The 16,979-nt window shown below is 71.8% G+C and carries 17 protein-coding genes and 1 pseudogene; 11 read left to right on the forward strand and 7 right to left on the reverse strand.

Going from position 1 to position 16,979, the window contains the following annotated elements; all coding sequences use genetic code 11:
* Positions 1–82: 82 nt before the first annotated feature.
* Positions 83–376, forward strand: a complete 294-nt coding sequence (locus tag QOL88_RS21400) for a hypothetical protein (RefSeq protein WP_097218438.1) — start codon at positions 83–85, stop codon at positions 374–376.
* An 89-nt stretch (positions 377–465) separates the two neighbouring features.
* On the opposite strand, the gene QOL88_RS21405 is transcribed toward QOL88_RS21400, so the two are convergent.
* From QOL88_RS21405 to QOL88_RS21415, 3 genes are all read right to left on the reverse strand, one after another.
* Complete coding sequence (locus tag QOL88_RS21405; RefSeq protein WP_097218441.1) at positions 466–1,116, reverse strand: putative DNA-mimic protein; 651 nt, start codon at positions 1,114–1,116, stop codon at positions 466–468.
* 121 nt (positions 1,117–1,237) lie between these two features.
* On the reverse strand, positions 1,238–1,939 hold the full coding sequence (locus QOL88_RS21410) for a GntR family transcriptional regulator (protein WP_097218442.1): 702 nt from the start codon (positions 1,937–1,939) through the stop codon (positions 1,238–1,240).
* 122 nt (positions 1,940–2,061) lie between these two features.
* On the reverse strand, positions 2,062–3,417 hold the full coding sequence (locus QOL88_RS21415; protein WP_097218445.1) for an aspartate aminotransferase family protein: 1,356 nt from the start codon (positions 3,415–3,417) through the stop codon (positions 2,062–2,064).
* Between the two features lie 184 nt (positions 3,418–3,601).
* On the opposite strand from QOL88_RS21415, the gene QOL88_RS21420 reads away from it, so the two are divergent.
* The 4 genes and pseudogenes from QOL88_RS21420 to QOL88_RS21435 all read left to right on the forward strand — a co-directional run.
* Complete coding sequence (locus QOL88_RS21420; protein WP_097218447.1) at positions 3,602–4,216, forward strand: DJ-1/PfpI family protein; 615 nt, start codon at positions 3,602–3,604, stop codon at positions 4,214–4,216.
* Positions 4,213–4,689 (forward strand): MarR family winged helix-turn-helix transcriptional regulator, encoded by a 477-nt coding sequence (locus QOL88_RS21425; protein ID WP_097218450.1) that lies wholly within the window; start codon positions 4,213–4,215, stop codon positions 4,687–4,689. Before QOL88_RS21420 ends, QOL88_RS21425 begins: the two co-directional genes overlap by 4 nt.
* Positions 4,690–4,768: 79 nt before the next feature.
* Entirely contained in the window at positions 4,769–6,793 is a 2,025-nt protein-coding gene (locus tag QOL88_RS21430) for a serine/threonine-protein kinase (RefSeq protein WP_097218453.1), read from the forward strand.
* A 31-nt stretch (positions 6,794–6,824) separates the two neighbouring features.
* Positions 6,825–7,382 (forward strand): annotated as a pseudogene (locus QOL88_RS21435) (substrate-binding domain-containing protein); the annotation flags it as partial.
* A 110-nt stretch (positions 7,383–7,492) separates the two neighbouring features.
* On the opposite strand, the gene QOL88_RS21440 reads toward QOL88_RS21435, so the two are convergent.
* Positions 7,493–8,254: an SLATT domain-containing protein gene (locus QOL88_RS21440; RefSeq protein ID WP_097223117.1), complete on the reverse strand. Its 762-nt coding sequence runs from the start codon at positions 8,252–8,254 to the stop codon at positions 7,493–7,495.
* A gap of 276 nt (positions 8,255–8,530) precedes the next feature.
* On the opposite strand from QOL88_RS21440, the gene QOL88_RS21445 reads away from it, so the two are divergent.
* The 3 genes from QOL88_RS21445 (at position 8,531) to QOL88_RS21455 (ending at position 10,218) form a co-directional block, all read left to right on the forward strand.
* A complete protein-coding gene (locus tag QOL88_RS21445; protein WP_097218455.1) occupies positions 8,531–8,872 on the forward strand; it encodes a YbaB/EbfC family nucleoid-associated protein in 342 nt (113 codons plus the stop codon).
* 94 nt (positions 8,873–8,966) lie between these two features.
* Positions 8,967–9,566, forward strand: a complete 600-nt coding sequence (recR, locus tag QOL88_RS21450; protein ID WP_003991835.1) for a recombination mediator RecR — start codon at positions 8,967–8,969, stop codon at positions 9,564–9,566.
* On the forward strand, positions 9,559–10,218 hold the full coding sequence (locus QOL88_RS21455; RefSeq protein ID WP_097218456.1) for a DUF5063 domain-containing protein: 660 nt from the start codon (positions 9,559–9,561) through the stop codon (positions 10,216–10,218). The genes recR and QOL88_RS21455 overlap by 8 nt, the downstream gene beginning before the upstream one ends.
* 4 nt (positions 10,219–10,222) lie before the next feature.
* Here QOL88_RS21455 and QOL88_RS21460 read toward each other — a convergent pair whose 3' ends face one another.
* Positions 10,223–11,059 (reverse strand): PhzF family phenazine biosynthesis protein, encoded by an 837-nt coding sequence (locus QOL88_RS21460; RefSeq protein ID WP_097218457.1) that lies wholly within the window; start codon positions 11,057–11,059, stop codon positions 10,223–10,225.
* 172 nt (positions 11,060–11,231) lie between these two features.
* Between QOL88_RS21460 and QOL88_RS21465 the strand changes: the two genes are divergently transcribed.
* A complete protein-coding gene (locus tag QOL88_RS21465; RefSeq protein WP_097218458.1) occupies positions 11,232–11,759 on the forward strand; it encodes an SgcJ/EcaC family oxidoreductase in 528 nt (175 codons plus the stop codon).
* A 6-nt stretch (positions 11,760–11,765) separates the two neighbouring features.
* On the opposite strand, the gene QOL88_RS21470 is transcribed toward QOL88_RS21465, so the two are convergent.
* Positions 11,766–13,127, reverse strand: a complete 1,362-nt coding sequence (locus tag QOL88_RS21470) for a sensor histidine kinase (protein WP_097218459.1) — start codon at positions 13,125–13,127, stop codon at positions 11,766–11,768.
* A complete protein-coding gene (locus QOL88_RS21475) occupies positions 13,124–13,828 on the reverse strand; it encodes a response regulator transcription factor (RefSeq protein WP_097218460.1) in 705 nt (234 codons plus the stop codon). The genes QOL88_RS21470 and QOL88_RS21475 overlap by 4 nt, the downstream gene beginning before the upstream one ends.
* A gap of 234 nt (positions 13,829–14,062) precedes the next feature.
* Between QOL88_RS21475 and QOL88_RS21480 the strand changes: the two genes are divergently transcribed.
* Complete coding sequence (locus QOL88_RS21480; RefSeq protein ID WP_097218461.1) at positions 14,063–15,340, forward strand: aspartate kinase; 1,278 nt, start codon at positions 14,063–14,065, stop codon at positions 15,338–15,340.
* On the forward strand, positions 15,340–16,425 hold the full coding sequence (locus QOL88_RS21485; RefSeq protein WP_097218462.1) for an aspartate-semialdehyde dehydrogenase: 1,086 nt from the start codon (positions 15,340–15,342) through the stop codon (positions 16,423–16,425). The genes QOL88_RS21480 and QOL88_RS21485 overlap by 1 nt, the downstream gene beginning before the upstream one ends.
* Positions 16,426–16,979 lie beyond the last annotated feature (554 nt).

The raw sequence follows: 16,979 nt of genomic DNA on the forward strand, positions 1-16,979 counted from the left end.
TCCGTCGCAGGGAGAGTTGCCGGGAACAGGCATACGCTGAAGCCATACCCCCGCGTGCGTCGACCAGAAGAAGGTGAGTGCGATGCGCGTACTGCTCAAGGCGTCCATGGACACGGAGAAGGCCAACGAGGCCATCCGTAACGGGACCCTGCCGAAGCTGATCCAGGAGTCGCTGGAACAGATCAAGCCCGAAGCGGCCTACTTCACCTCCGACCACGGCAAGCGCACCGCCTACCTGGTCTTCGACATGCAGGGAAGCTGGCAGATGCCGGTCTTCAGCGAGCCGTTCTTCATGCATCTGGGCGCGGAGATCACCTACACGCCGGTGATGAACGTCGAGGACATGCAGAAGGGCCTCTCCCAGCTGGGACGCTGAGCCTCGGGCTCAGCCGACGACGGTCGGACTGAGCCGACGACGACCGGGCTCAGCTGAAGACGGTCGGGCTGAGCCGACGACGACCAAGCTCAGCTGAAGACGATCATCGACCCCTGGGCGAGACTGCGGGTCACGGCCGCGTGCAGGCCGAGCCAGACGTGCCGTTCACGGGCGAACGGACTCGGGTCGTACGGGGCCGGCACGGCGGGTTCCTCCAACTCCGTCGGCGCGAGCGGCGCCTGGGGGGCCGCCGGCGGGTTGGCCGGATCGATGCCGAGGGCCGGGGCGACCACCGCCAGCTCCCGCAGCAGCGCGTGCGAGGAGCCCAGCGGGCCGCCGCCGGCGAGGAGTGCGTCGTCGGCGAGCGGGCTGGGGAAGTCGACCGGGACGTAGGCGCCCGCGTGGTCGTAGTGCCAGACCAGGTGCGACTGCTGGGCCGTCGACTCGAACATCTCCAGCAACTGCTCGTAGTCCCCGCCGAGTTCGTCCACGGGCGTCACCGGCAGGCCGCACACCTGGAGCAGATAGGCCCGGCGCAGGAAGTGCAGCGCGTCGTAGTCGAAGCCCGCGACCGGGGCGACCTCGCCGGACAGGCCCGGCATGTACTGGTACACCGGCACCGGCGGCAGACCGGCCTCGGCGAGCACCTTGTTGTATTGCGCGAGTTCCTCGGCGAAGGGGTTGTCCGGCGTGTGGCACAACACGTCGACGAGCGGTACCAGCCACAGGTCACAGGCCAAAGAAGGCTCCTCGCTCAGCGCGGTGGTCGGGTAGCACGGTGGTCAAGAAGGGTAGCGGGGCGCCGCGGTCACGGCTCCCGCCGTGCATGTCCCATACCCACACGGACAGCGGCGACTCGGGTCACTGGGAGGCGAGCCGCTCGATCAGGCTGAGCGAGTGCGTGTTGTACGCGGCGATGATCGTCCGGGCGGCGTCGTTGTCGCGGTCGATGAGCGCGTCGACCAGCTGGGTGTGGCCGGCCCACAGCTCGCCGCGCAGATCGGTGAGCCGCCGCAGGTGCTGCACCGCGCACACCCAGGTCTGGACGCGCAGCCGGTGCAGGAAGTCGGCGAGGTAGGGGTTCCCGAAGCAGGCGCCGAGCTCGCGCCAGAAGCGCAGGTCGTAGCCGATGAGGACGGTGAGATCACCGGCGGCGGCGGCCCGCTGTGCCTCCTCGCCGCGCCTGCGGACCCCGGCGACCACGGCGGCGGACCGGGGGTCGTCGGGCCGCACCGCGTTCGGGCGCCCCGCGGTCAGCGCGAGGAACATGCCCTCGATGACCAGCCCGCGGGCCTCGATCATGCCGCGGAAGTCGTCGACCGAGTACTCGTGGACCCGGAAGCCGCGGTGCTGGTCGGCCTCCAGGAGCCCCTGCGCGGAGAGGTCGACGAGCGCCTCGCGCACCGGCGTCGCGGACACCCCGTACTGCTCGGCGATCTCCTTGACCGTGAACTCCTGCCCCGGCTGGAGCCGCCCGGCCAGCACCTCGTCACGAAGGGCGTCGGCGATCTGCTGCCGCAGGGTGCTGCGCGTCACGGCGCCGTTGCCGGAGCTGGCGGGCATGGTCAGGGCGTCTCCCTCGTCGCGTTCGGGTGGCGTGCGCGTATATGTATGTCTACGAGCACGCCACCTTACGCGTTCGAACGGGACGCGAGGATGTCGGTTACTGACGGGTTTACAGGTGTTTACCCGGTGTACTCGTCCGCCACCGACAGCGCGGCGTCCAGCACGGCGAGGCCCTCCTTGAGCTCCGCCTCGCTGATGTTGCAGGGCGGCACGACATGCGTCCGGTTCATGTTCACGAAGGGCCACAGGCCGCCCTTCTTCGCGGCGGCGGCGAAGGCGGCCATCGGGGCGTTCGCCTCGCCGGCCGCGTTGTACGGCACCAGCGGCTCCCGCGTCTCGCGGTCGCGCACCAGCTCCAGCGCCCAGAACATGCCCACGCCGCGCACCTCGCCGACGCTTGCGTGCCGCTCGGCGAGCGCCCGCAGCTCCGGACCGACCACCTCGGCGCCCAGCCGGGCCGCGTTCTCGACGACACCCTCCTCGGCCATGACGTTGATCGTCGCCACCGCGGCGGCGCACGCCAGCGGGTGCCCGGAGTACGTCAGGCCGCCGGGGTACGGGCGCTTCCCGAACGTCTCGGCGATCGCGCCGGAGATCGCGACCCCGCCCAGCGGCACGTATCCGCTGTTCACGCCCTTGGCGAAGGTCAGCAGGTCCGGCGTGACGTCGAACAGGTCCGCCGCGAACCACTCACCGGTCCGCCCGAACCCGGCCATGACCTCGTCCAGGACGAAGACGATCCCGTACTTGTCGCAGAGCTCCCGGACCCCGGCGAGGTAACCGGGCGGCGGGACCATGATCCCGGCCGTGCCCGGAATGGTCTCCAGGATGATCGCCGCGACGGTCGAGGGCCCCTCGAAGGCGATCGTCGTCTCCAGGTGCTCCAGCGCCCGCGCGCACTCCTGCTCCTCGGTCTCGGCGTAGAAGCGGGAGCGGTAGAGGTAGGGCGCCCAGAAGCGCACGACCCCGGCCGTGCCGCTGTCGGAGGCCCAGCGGCGCGGGTCGCCGGTGATGTTCACGGCCTGCTGCGTCCCGCCGTGGTACGAGCGGTACGCCGAGAGCACCTTCGGGCGGCCCGTGTGCAGACGGGCCATCCGGATCGCGTGCTCCACGGCGTCGGCGCCGCCGTTGGTGAAGAAGATCTTGTCCAGGTCGCCCGGGGTCCGCTCGGCGATCAGCCGGGCCGCCTCCGACCGCGCCTCGACCGCGAAGGCGGGCGCGAAGGTCGTCATCCTCGCGGCCTGCTCCTGGATCGCGGCGACGATCTTCGGGTGCTGGTAGCCGACGTTGGTGTAGACGAGCCCGCTGGAGAAGTCGAGGTAGCGCCGGCCGTCGTAGTCCCAGAAGTACGACCCCTCGGCACCGGCGACGGCGAGCGGGTCGATGAGCTCCTGAGCGGACCAGGAGTGGAACACATGGTCACGGTCGGTGGCCTTGACGGCGGCACCGGCTTCGGGGTTCGGCTGAGGGGTCATGCGGGCGAGCGTAGGCGTGGGGGAGAGGGCGGTGAAATCGGCGGCCTGTCTGGAGTCGGCGGCGGCTCCCCGACAGGTTGTCCAGGCGGGGCGACCGGTTGTCCGGGGCGGGACGACGGGCATTGACAGTGTGCTGTCTTCTCGACAGAATGCTGTCATAAACGTACGGGATCGAGGAGGAGTCATGAACGCCACCCCCGGCAAGCCCGTCCATCTCGCCGTCTACGACACCCTCGCGGACTGGGAGACCGGCCACGCCACGGCCCAGCTCGCCCGCACCGGCCACGAGATCCGGACGGTCGGCCCGTCCACCGCCCCCGTGCGCAGTGTCGGGGGCCTGCGCATCCGGCCCGACCTGGCCCTGGACGCCCTGCGGCCCGAGGACAGCGCGCTGCTGATCCTGCCGGGCGCCGACCTCTGGGACACGACCGACGACCTCGCGCCCTTCGCCCGCACGGCCAGGGCCTTCCTCGACGCGGGCGTCCCGGTCGCCGCCATCTGCGGCGCCACCGCCGGACTCGCCCGCGAGGGCCTGCTCGACAACCGCGACCACACCAGCGCGATCTCCTTCTACCTGGCCGCGACCGGCTACGCGGGCGGCGGACGCTACGTCGAGGCCGACGCCGTCACCGACGGCCCCCTGATCACGGCGGGCCCCACCGAGCCCGTCGCCTTCGCCCGGGAGATCCTCCGGCTCCTCGGGGTCTACGAGGGGGAGGTGCTGGACGCCTGGTACCGGCTGTTCCACGACTCCGACCCGGCGGCCTACGGGGTGCTGGAGAAGGCCGGCGCACTGTGAGCCGTGAGCGTCAGGACCTGTTCAGCCGCAGCGCCCTCGGGGTGTTCAGGCTCAACGGCCAGTTCCTCGCCGTCGCGGAGGAACTGGCCCGGCCCGCCGGGCTCACCGCCGCCTGGTGGCAGGTGCTCGGCGCGGTCCTCGGCGAACCGCTGCCGGTCTCCGGCATCGCCCGCGCCATGGGCATCACCCGGCAGAGCGTCCAGCGCATCGCCGACCTGCTGGTGGAGCGGGGGCTCGCGGAGTACCGGCCGAACCCGGCGCACCGCAGGGCCAAGCTCCTCGCGCCGACCGAGGAGGGCCGTGCGGCGATCGCCCGCATCGGCCCCGGCCACGCGGCGTTCGCCGACCGGCTGGCCGAGGCGTTCGGCGAGGCGGACCTGGCGGAGGCGGTACGGCTGCTCGAACGGCTGTCGACGGTGCTGGACGAGGTGGGGCTGCCCGGCCCGCCCCCCGCGCCTGTTACGGAACCGTAGAGTTCGCCCCGGCCACCCCGCCCCGGCCCGGCACTATTCTCGATCTGTTGCTCACGTGTGGGGGGAAGGCGGCTGAGCGATGGAGAAGCTGGGGCCCGGGGATCCGCTGGGGGTGCCCCCAGGCGTTAAGCACTGGGGGAGCATTGGCGCCTACCGGTTGCTGGCGCGGCTCGGTGCGGGGGGCATGGGGCACGTCTATCTGGCCCGCTCGGAGCGGGGCCGTACGGTCGCCGTGAAACTCGTGCGCGAGGAGCTGGCCGCGCAGGAGGAGTTCCGGGAGCGGTTCCGGCAGGAGGTGCAGGCCGCGCGGCGGGTCGGCGGGTACTGGACGGCGCCGGTGCTGGACGCGGACACCGAGGCGGCGGTGCCGTGGGTCGCCACGGGCTATGTCGCCGGGCCGAGCCTCCAGCAGGTCGTCGGGCACGACCACGGTGCCCTGCCCGAGCGGACGGTCCGCATCCTCGCGGCCGGGCTCGCGCACGCCCTCAAGGACATCCACGCCGCGGGCATCGTCCACCGTGACCTCAAGCCGTCCAACGTGCTGGTCACCATCGACGGCCCGCGCGTCATCGACTTCGGCATCGCCCGCGCCCTGGAGACCGTGACGGACGGCGGGCTCACCCGTACCGGCGCGCTCGTCGGATCGCCCGGCTTCATGGCGCCCGAGCAGGTGCGGGGCGACCGCATCACCCCGGCGTGCGACGTCTTCTGCCTCGGCTCGGTCCTCGCCTACGCCGCGACCGGCGCCCTGCCCTTCGGCACCGCCAACAGCGGCGTGCACGCCCTGATGTTCCGCATCGCCCAGGAGGAACCGGACCTGGACGGCGTCCCCGAGGGCATCGCCGACCTCGTCCGGGACTGCCTGCGCAAGGACCCCGCCGCCCGGCCCTCCCTCGACCGTGTCCTGGAACGCACGGGCGCGGACGACACCGTCTCCGACGGCCGCGCCCTCGACCCCTGGCTGCCGAGCGCACTCGTGGCCCAACTGGGGCGGCACGCGGTGCGGTTGCTGGACGCGGAGGACCCCGAGGGGGCCGGCTCCGCCGAGGAAGCCGGTGCTCCCGAGCCACCCGCGGGCGGGCAGGGTTCCGGCCCCGACGAGAACCCCGGCCCCGGCCCCACCCCCGAACACGCCCCCGCCGCCGACGAGTCGTCGCCGCGCCCGGCGCTGCCCCCGGCGCTGCCCCCGGCTCCCGCGGCGGCGCCCGCCGCGACCCCCGCCCCGCCCCCGCCGGGCCGGCCGGGCGAGGGCCCGCCGGTCAACCATCTGCCCACCATGGTCGCGGGGCAGGGCGCACCCCCGGCGCCCCGGCAACTCCCGCCCGCGGGCGCCCCGCCCCACCCGCAGCCGGGGACACCCCCGCCCCACCCGCAGCAGCAGACACCCCAGCCCCCGTACCCGGCGTACGGCTACCCCCAGCAGCACCCCCAGCCCCATCCCGCCTACGGCGGCCTCGGCTCCACCCCGCCCTACGGTCCGCCGCCCTACGGCACGACCCCGCCGTACGGCCCCCCGCAGTCACAGCAGCCGCGGGGGAACGGCCGTTCCACCGCGCTGCTCGTCGTGATCGCCCTGGTCGTCGCGCTGGCCGCGGGCGGTTCGGTGTACGCGCTGATGCAGGGCGGCGGCGACGACCGGGCCGACGACGGCGCCGGCCCGACGCAGGGCACGAGCGCCCCGCCGACCACCCCGGGCCCGTCCTCGACGACCTCGCAGCCGGACCCTTCCGCCTCCCCGGCGGACGGCACGATCCCGGCGGGGTACCTCGGCACCTGGACCACGACCATCGACAACGCCGACGGCGAGCACAGCCGTTCGCTCACCATCCAGCAGGGCGAACCGGGCGACACGATCCTCTCCCTCGTGGCCGACGGCCCGACCAAGGGCGGTGGCGGCAGCTACCACTGCGTGTTCGAGGGGCGGTTGACCGCGGCCCCCGGTACCGGCGGCGCGCTGGCGATCGGCCCGTCCACCGTGAAGGTCGGGCAGCCGCGCACCGCCTGCACCCCGGGCGCGGCCACCGAGGTGACCCTCCTGTCCGACGGCACGCTCGAGCGCGTGAACACGAGCAGCGGGGAACGGCTGACGTACACGAAGCAGTGACCAACTCACCTCGGCCCCGAGGTCGTTGAACGCCGGTGTGGCCCTGTCGGACGGCCCCAAGCCCGCCGGCCTGCCCGACCTGCGGGAGAACCGGGTGGCGGTGTCTGTCTTCGCGCTCGTGGTCAACGACGACGTGCGGCTGACGAACCTGTCGACCGCCGACGTCCGGCGTCTCTACCGGGGCGAGATCCGCAACTGGCGGCAGCTCGGCGGCCCCGACCTGCCCGTGCTTCTGGTGAGCCGGGACGCCAACTCCGGGACGCGGCAGGTCTTCCAGCGCCGGGTGCTGGGCCGGGGCGAGATCGCCAACTCCTCCGTCGACTGCGTCCACCGGGACGACCCCACGGCAGCCGTCATCCGCTGCGAACTCGACTCGACCGAACAGGTCCTGGAGACGGTCGCCGGCCTCCCCGGCGCCATCGGCTACAGCGAACGCAACCTCGCCGGCCGCGCGAAGGGCCTGCACGCGCTCCGCCTGGACGACGATCCCGCCTCGGTCGACGCCATCGAACACGGCACGAGCGACTACCCGTACCGGGAGATCGAGTACGCCTACACCTACGGCCGGCCCCCCGCCGACTCCCTCGCCGGGCTGCGGACCCACCCGGCCCCGGCATCAACGCAGCGGCCCCCCGCTACGCCAAGCTGCGAACCCACCCGCCCCAGTACAGACGCCGAGCACCGGGAACCCAATGCGGCTCACCGCGGCTCCGGCGGCCGCTGCCGAGGCATGTTCGGCCGGGCCGCCCCATGCGGCGGCGGCACAGTGAACCGCCCGTTCACCCCCGCCTCGTTCCCGCGCCCCGGCCCCGGGAACACCACCGCCTGCAACCCCGCCGGCGCCGAACCCCCGGTCCGGAACTCCCCCATCCAGTCCGCCGTCTCCACCCTGACCAGCTCCGTCAGGTCCTCGGAGAACCTCCGCAGCACCCCGAGGCACCGCTCCGCGGCCTCCCCGGCCGTCCCCTCCGCAGGACCCAGCACCTCCCGCACGCTCTCCGCCGCCCAGTCGAACTGGAGCGCCTGCAACCGCCGCTGCACGGCCTGCGCGGTGGCCACGTCCCGCATCCACCCGGACGTCACCCCGAAGTACCGGTCGACGGCCACGCACGCCGCCCCCACCAGCAGCGCCAGACACCCCCAGGGCGCGATCCCGCCCGCGACCCCGGTCAGATCCAGCAGGGGCAGCGCGACCCCGGTGACCGCCCCCACCGCGGCCCCGCAGCGCAGCACCCGCGCGCACCGCCGCTTCCACACCCGGTCCGCGAGGTACCAGGCCGCCGTCCGCAGCGCCCCGTGCTCCACCCACCGGTACAGCTCGTCCAGCCGGAGCGCCGGCTCACCCCAGTCCCCGAGCGGGAAGACCCGCCCGGTCAGATCGCCCGGCCGCAGCCCGGCCGCCGCCTGCTCGCCCCGCCCGTCCTGAGGCGGCCCCTCGGGCTGCATCTCCGGCTGACCCACCCGGCACTCCTCACTGACCACGAATGACCACGTACGGTTCACTCACCGATCACGCTGCGCGATGGACGAAAGCCCGCACCCTGCACGCGCCCGACCCTTCCTACCTCCCAATGGGTGGCGAAGACGTAGCTTTCGCCTCTTTTCCGCCCGGAAGTATTCCTTGATCAGGTATAGGGCGCGAGAGGGACTCACTCGAAAGAGTGCTGGGGCGACGGCAGCCCCGAGCACGTAGGCTCGTGCCCAACGGGAAAACCCGTACCGAGCAAGGAGCTGATCGTGATCCCCGGTGGTGGCCAGCCCAATATGCAGCAGCTGCTCCAGCAGGCCCAGAAGATGCAACAGGACCTGGCACAGGCGCAGGAGGAACTGGCGCAGACGGAGGTCGACGGGCAGGCGGGCGGCGGTCTGGTGACGGCCACCGTCACCGGCGCCGGAGAACTGCGCGCCCTGAAGATCGACCCGAAGGCGGTGGATCCCGAGGACACCGAGACCCTCGCCGACCTGGTCGTGGCGGCCGTGCAGGCGGCCAACGAGAACGCGCAGGCGCTCCAGCAGCAGAAGCTGGGCCCGCTGACGCAGGGCCTGGGCGGCGGAGGCATTCCCGGCCTGCCGTTCTGACCCGGCGCACCGCCTTCCTCGGACAGGCGGCAGACAACTACGGTACGTACGGGACGGTGCGTACCGACCCAGAAGACCCAGGAAGGGCAGTCCGTTGTACGAAGGCGTGGTCCAGGACCTGATCGACGAGCTGGGGCGGCTGCCCGGCGTCGGTCCGAAGAGCGCCCAGCGGATCGCCTTCCACATCCTCCAGGCCGAGCCGACGGACGTACGGCGTCTCGCGCAGGCCCTGATGGAGGTCAAGGCGAAGGTCCGCTTCTGCGCGACCTGCGGCAACGTCGCGCAGGAGGAGCTGTGCAACATCTGCCGCGACACCCGCCGCGACCCGGCCGTCATCTGCGTGGTCGAGGAGCCGAAGGACGTCGTGGCGATCGAGCGCACGCGTGAGTTCCGGGGCCGCTACCACGTCCTGGGCGGCGCGATCAGCCCGATCGACGGGGTGGGCCCCGACGACCTGCGCATCAGGGAGCTCCTGGCCCGCCTGGCGGACGGGACGGTCACCGAGCTGATCCTGGCCACGGACCCGAACCTGGAGGGCGAGGCGACGGCGACGTACCTCGCCCGCATGATCAAGCCCATGGGCCTGAAGGTCACCCGCCTGGCCAGCGGCCTCCCGGTGGGTGGGGACCTGGAATACGCGGACGAGGTCACCCTCGGACGCGCCTTCGAGGGGAGACGACTCCTAGATGTCTGACGCCACGCTGCACGCGACCGAGCAGAACCCGGACGATTTCGCGGTCCAGATCGCGGACCAGATCGAGAGCTTCCTGGTCGCCGTCACGGAGGTCGCCAAGGGCGACGAGCCGGAATCGGCCGTGCCCTTCCTCCTTCTGGAGGTCTCCCAACTCCTCCTGGCCGGCGGCCGGCTCGGCGCGCACGAGGACATCGTGCCCGACGAGCGCTACGAACCCGACTCGGGCCCCGAGCCGGACGTCGACGCGCTCCGCGAGAACCTGGCCCGCCTGCTGGACCCGATCGACGTCTACTCCGAGGTCTTCGACCCCTACGAGCCCCGCAAGGCGCCCGTGCCGGCCCGGATCTCCGACGACCTGGCCGACGTCATGGCCGACCTGCGCCACGGCATGTCCCACTACCGCGCGGGCCGCACCAGCGAGGCCCTGTGGTGGTGGCAGTTCTCCTACTTCTCCAACTGGGGCTCCACGGCCTCGGCAACCCTCCGGGCCTTGCAGTCGGTCCTCGCCCACGTCCGCCTGAACCAGCCCCTGGCCGAACTCGACGGCCTGGACACGGACCAGGGCATGGGCGACGACACGCTGGAGATCGAGGCGGGCCGGGTCATGGCCGAGGAGATCGCGGGGCCCCTGGGGCTGCGCCCGGCGAAGTAGCCGGTCAGATCCGAACGGCCGTGCCGGTGACGCCGATTCCGCTGTGCGGGTCCGCCGGCACCGTCACGGTGATCGTGCTCGGTCGTCCCATGTCCACGCCCTGATGGATCGTCAGCGTCGCGGGGGTCGGCACGAGTTCGAGTTCCCTGAGGTAGCCGCCGAACGCCGCCGCCGCCGCTCCCGTCGCCGGGTCCTCCATCACGCCGCCGGGCGGGAACGGGTTGCGGGCGTGGAAGACGGTGGGTGACTCGCGCAGGACCAGGTCGATCGTGGTCCAGTCCCGGCGGGCCATGAGGTCGCCGAGCGCGGCCATGTCGTAGTCCAGGTCCGCCAGCCGGTCCCGGCTCGCGGTGGCGATGACCGGGTGCCAGGCACCGGCGAAGGCCACCCGGGGCGGCAGTTGCGGGTCCAGGTCCTCGGTGGACCAGCCGAGGATCGCCAGCAGTTGCCTGAAGTCGGCCTCTTCGAGGGGGACCGTGCGCGGGGCGACGCTCACCAGGGTCGCCACGAGGGTGCCGTCCGCCGCCCGGTCCGTGGTGACGGTGACCGGGCCGGCCTGGGTGCGCAGGTGGAGCCGGCCGGTGCCGTGCCGCTCCGCGTGGGCCACGGCCGTGGCGATCGTCGCGTGGCCGCAGAACGACACCTCGGCGAGCGGGCTGAAGTACCGGACGTCCAGGGTGCCGTCGCCGGGGTCCACCACGAACGCCGTCTCCGAGTAGCCGACTTCGGCCGCCGTCGCCAGCATCATCGCGTCGTCGGCGCCGCTCGCGTCGAGCACCACCCCGGCCGGGTTGCCGCCCTCGGGATCCGTGCTGAACGCCACGTAGCGCAGTATCTCCATGCCCAGACGGTAGCGCCCGGCCCTCTGCCGCGCCGCCGGATTTGGAGGCTCCTTGTACGTGCCCTGTACGTGGGCTGCACGGCCCCTAACCGGTGAAACGCGAGGCTGGAGTCACTTCCACCGCAGAGAACGCGGAGGCAGGCCGACTCCCTTCGATCTCACTGGAGATGTCATGAACCGTCGCCCCGTCCGCCGGAGCATAGTCGTCGCCGCCACCGCCGGCGCGGTCCTGGCCGCCGGCGCCCTCGCCGTCGGCGCCGGAGCGGCCGGAGCCGACTCCCGGGGCAAGGGCGAGAAGCACGCCAAGCCGGTGACCAAGGCGCAGGTGCTCGGACTCTTCGACCGCTGGAACGCCGCGCTGCAGACCGGTGACCCGAAGAAGGTCGCCGACCTGTACGCCAAGGACGCGGTCCTGCTGCCGACCGTCTCCAACCAGGTGCGTACGGACAGAGCCGCGATCGTCGACTACTTCGAGCGCTTCCTGCGGAACAAGCCGGTCGGCACGAAGGTCGAGTCCGTCGTCAACGTCCTCGACCGCGACACCGTCATCGACACCGGCGTCTACGAGTTCACGCTCACCGACCACGGCACGGGCGAGAAGAGCACCGTCAAGGCCCGCTACACCTACGCCTACGAGAAGCAGCCGAACGGCACGTGGCTCATCGTGAACCACCACTCCTCGAAGATGCCGCAGGGCTGATCCGGTTCAGCCACCGCCCCGGTGGGACGACGCCCGCAGCGTGATCGTCACGCACAGGCCACCACCGGGCGTGTCCGTCAGCGTCACGGTCCCGCCGTCGTCCGTCGCCAGCTGTCTGACGACGGCCAGACCGAGGCCGGAGCCGGACTTCCCGGTCAGGCCCCGGCCGCGCCAGAAGCGGTCGAAGGCGCGGGACTTCTCGGTGTCCGACATGCCGGGCCCCTCGTCCAGGACCGACACCCCCACCACATCGCCCCGGGGCTCCACCCGCACGGTGATCGTCCCGCCGTCGGGCGAGACCTCCAGGGCGTTGGAGAGCACGTTGTCCAGCATCTGGTCCAGATGACCAGGGCCGGACAGCACAGACGGCCGGCCGTCGATACTCCCCCTGAGCGCGACGGTGACTCCGCGCTCGTCGGCGGCCGGCCTCCACACGGCGAGCCGCTCCCGCACGATGTCCATCAGCGGGAGCGGCTCGGCCGCCGTCACCTTCGCCTCGGCCCGGGCCAGCACCAGCAGCCCGCTGACCAGCCGGCTCATCCGGACGACCTCCGCCGTCGCCTGCTCCACGTCCTCCCGTACGAACTCGTCGTCCGTCCCGTCGGCGATGTTGTCCAGGGACAGCCGCAACGCAGTGAGCGGGGTGCGCAGTTGGTGGGAGGCGTCCGCGACGAAGATGCGCTGGGCCGCGATCAGCGTGTCCAGGCGCTCCGCGCCCTGGTTGAGGGTGCGCGCCAGGGTCTGGGTCTCGGGCGGGCCCGTCACGGGGGAGCGGGCGGTCAGATCGCCGTCGCTGAACTTGCTGGCCATGTCGTTGAGCTGGCGCAGCGGCCGGGTGAGGCGCCGGGCCACCCCGACGCCGAGCAGGGCGGCCACCCCGAGCACGAGCACGGCGAGGATCGCCCGGAAGCCCCAGATCTGCCAGAGCCGGCTGGTCATCTCGTCGGTGGAGTACACGATGCGTACGGCGCCGACGATCCGGTCCGTGCCGGCGGCGCGGGCGGGCACCGTGATCACCAGCTCGGGGCCCCAGATGAAGGAGGAGCCCCAGTCGGTCGTGGGCCTGCCGTCCTTCAGCGCCCGGGTCAGTGCCGCGTCCGCCGCCGGGCGCGGCAGGTCCGCCGGGCAACCCGCGGTGCGGGTCACCTGGATCTCGTCGTCGTAGGCCTTGGCCAGTTCCTCCAGGGCCTGGCAGGAGGCGGCCCGGCCGTCGCCCAGCAGCAGGGCCATGGCGTCGGCCTCGCGCATGACGGCCGACCGGGTGTCGTCCCGCAGCTGGTCCGTGAGCGTGAACGCCACCGGCACGGTGAACAGCGCGATGGCGACGGCGACGAGCAGGACGTAGCTGCGGACGAGCTGGCGGATCATGAGGCGGTGCCGTCCCCGTCGGCGTCCTTCGCGATCTCCAGCCGGAAGCCGACCCCGCGCACCGCCTCGATCGTGACCGCCCCCGCGAGCTTGCGCCGCAGCGCCGCCACGTGCACGTCCAGCGTCTTCGTCGGCCCGAACCAGTTCGCGTCCCAGACCGCTTCCATGATCTGCTCGCGCGACATCAGCGCCCCGGGCTCCTCGGTGAGGAAGGCCAGCAGGTCGTACTCCTTGGGCGCGAGGGCGACCTCCTCGCCGTCCAGGCGTACCCGGACCGCCTTGCGGTCGATCGTCAGGCGGGTTCCGTAGCGGTCGGGGCCGGTGTCGGGCGTCCCGGCGGGGGTGCGGGGCCGCGTGCGGCGCATGACCGCCCTTATTCGCGCGATGACCTCACGGACGCCGAACGGCTTGGAGACGTAGTCGTCCGCGCCGAGCTCCAGCCCGACCACCCGGTCCGTCTCGTCGCTGCGGGCGCTGATCACGATGATCGGGACGTCGCCCCGCTCGCGCAGCGCCTTGCAGACGTCCAGCCCGTCGGTGTCGGGCAGGCCGAGGTCCAGCAGGACGACGTCGTACGGGCCCTCGTGATCGAGAGCCGCCCCGCCCGTGGTGACCCACTCGACCTCGAAGCCGTAGCGCCTGAGGCCACGGCGCAGGGACTCGGCGACCGGTTCATCGTCTTCCACCAGGAGTACGCGCACAGCCGAACCCTAGTGCTTGAAAGTTGCGTGACCAGGGCCGTGGCTCGTGCGATTGTGACGCCGGGCACTTTCCCGAGTGGCCGGTGCCCAGATGGGCATGAGCGACTCTGGACGGGCGGCCCGAGATCTCACCATGCGATATCGCGGAGGGGTTTTTCGGACGCTCGTTAGACTGAGCCGACCGCGGTACGAATGCGTATGAGCGGATAGAGACGGATTGAGCGAGGAGCGCACGTGGGCCTTGTCGTGCAGAAGTACGGAGGCTCCTCCGTAGCCGATGCCGAGGGCATCAAGCGCGTCGCCAAGCGAATCGTGGAAGCGAAGCAGAACGGCAACCAGGTGGTTGCCGTGGTTTCCGCGATGGGCGACACGACGGACGAGCTGATCGATCTCGCCGAGCAGGTTTCCCCGATGCCTGCCGGGCGCGAGCTCGACATGCTGCTGACCGCCGGAGAGCGGATCTCCATGGCCCTGCTGGCCATGGCGATCAAAAAGCTGGGCCACGAGGCCCAGTCGTTCACCGGCAGCCAGGCGGGTGTCATCACCGACTCGGTCCACAACAAGGCCCGGATCATCGACGTCACGCCGGGCCGGATCAAGACCTCGGTGGACGAGGGCAACATCGCGATCGTGGCCGGTTTCCAGGGCGTCTCCCAGGACACCAAGGACATCACCACGCTCGGCCGCGGCGGCTCCGACACCACGGCGGTGGCTCTCGCCGCCGCCCTCGACGCCGACGTCTGTGAGATCTACACCGACGTCGACGGCGTGTTCACCGCCGACCCGCGCGTGGTGAAGAAGGCCCGGAAGATCGACTGGATCTCCTTCGAGGACATGCTCGAACTGGCGGCGTCCGGGTCGAAGGTGCTGCTCCACCGCTGTGTGGAGTACGCCCGCCGGTACAACATCCCGATCCACGTCCGGTCCAGCTTCAGCGGACTTCAGGGCACATGGGTCAGCAGCGAGCCGATTACGCAAGGGGACAAGCAGGTGGAGCAGGCTCTCATCTCCGGTGTCGCGCACGACACCTCCGAGGCCAAGGTCACGGTCGTCGGCGTGCCGGACAAGCCGGGCGAGGCGGCCTCGATCTTCCGCACGATCGCCGACGCCGAGATCAACATCGACATGGTCGTGCAGAACGTGTCCGCGGCCTCCACGGGCCTGACGGACATCTCCTTCACGCTGCCGAAGACCGAGGGCCGCAAGGCCATCGACGCGCTCGAGAAGAACAAGTCCGGCATCGGCTTCGACTCGCTGCGCTACGACGACCAGATCGGCAAGATCTCCCTCGTCGGCGCCGGCATGAAGACCAACCCGGGCGTCACGGCCGACTTCTTCACGGCCCTGTCCGACGCCGGCGTGAACATCGAACTGATCTCGACCTCCGAGATCCGCATCTCGGTCGTCACCCGCGCCGACGACGTCCCCGAGGCCGTCCGCGCCGTGCACTCCGCGTTCGGGCTCGACTCCGACAGCGACGAGGCCGTCGTCTACGGAGGCACCGGCCGCTGATGGCCGATCTCCGACAGGACGCCCGGACCGTACGGTCCGGGCGTCCGACGCTTGCCGTGGTGGGGGCGACCGGAGCCGTCGGCACGGTCATGCTCCGGATCCTGTCCCAGCGGGCCGACATCTGGGGCGAGATCAGGCTCATCGCCTCCCCGCGCTCCGCCGGCCGCAAACTGACCGTGCGCGGCGAGGAGACCGAGGTCGTGGCCCTCAGCGAGGAGGCCTTCGACGGGGTCGACGTCGCCATGTTCGACGTCCCCGACGAGGTCGCCGAGCGATGGGCACCGCTCGCCGTCGCCAAGGGCGCGGTGGTGGTCGACAACTCCGGCACGTTCCGGATGGACCCGGACGTGCCGCTCGTCGTGCCCGAGGTCAACCCGCACGCCGTGCGGATGCGGCCCCGCGGGATCATCGCCAACCCCAGCTGCACGACCCTCTCCATGATCGTCGCCCTGGGCGCGCTGCACGCCGAGTTCGGGCTGCGCGAGCTGGTCGCCTCCTCGTACCAGGCAGTCAGCGGCGCCGGGCGCGCCGGCGTGGAGACCCTGCGCCGGCAGCTGTCCCTGGTCGCCGGCACGGAACTGGGCACCCACCCCGGCGACGTGCGCCGGGCCGTCGGGGACCACACCGGGCCGTTCCCGGAGCCGGTCGCGCTGAACGTCGTGCCGTGGGCGGGCACGGCGCAGGAGGACGGCTGGTCCTCGGAGGAGCTGAAGGTGCGGGACGAGTCCCGCAAGATCCTCGGCCTGCCGAAGCTCCCCGTGGCCGTCACCTGTGTCCGGGTGCCGGTGATCACCACCCACTCCCTGACCGTGCACGCCCGCTTCGAGGGTGAGGTCACCGTCGACAAGGCCCGCGAGATCCTCGCCACGGCGCCCGGGGTCGTGCTGTTCGACAACCCGGCCGCGGGGGAGTTCCCGACCCCCGCCGACGTGGTCGGCACCGACCCGACCTGGGTCGGGCGGGTCCGGCGGGCACTGGACGACCCCACGGCGCTCGAACTGTTCGTGTGCGGGGACAACCTGCGCAAGGGTTCCGCGCTCAACACGGCGCAGATCGCCGAGGTGGTCGCGGCCGAGCTGTCCTGACGAGGCCGAGCCGGCCCGACGCGTCGGATGCGCCCTGGCCAGGCCGGGTGGTGTCCTGACGAGGCCGAGCGATCCTGACCGGGTGGCCGCCCGGGTTTCGTGAAGTTTCGCGGCGCGGAATTCCCCGGCCGATTGTCAGAGACGGTTTGTAGGATCTGTGGACGACATGTGAGCCGGTCCATGGTCCGGACCACTTGTTCGTGGCGCTTCGGCATCAGAGGATTTATCTCCCCGTCCTCCGCAACCGTGCGGAGGGCGGGGAGCGTCTTTGCGGTCGCCCTTCGGCCGTGGGAGCGCTTCATCAGGCGTGGGGACGCCTGGAACCGGGCGTGGGGACGTCCGTTCACATCTGGACATAGGGGAAGAGCGGGACGCATGAGGGCATTTGATGCACCATCGGTTGTGCTGCCTGACGCGGGTAGACCGTCGACGGCGACGGTCGGCGTGAAAGTGACGCCCGGCACGTACAACCCTCACGGGGGTCAGCGTGTCAAACAAGCGTGGCAGAGGTACTCGACTTCAGCGCGGCACGCGGCACGGTCCTTCGACCGCCC

It is taken from the genome of Streptomyces sp. Ag82_O1-12, from assembly GCF_900182715.1.
Classification (GTDB): Bacteria; Actinomycetota; Actinomycetes; order Streptomycetales; family Streptomycetaceae; genus Streptomyces; species Streptomyces massasporeus.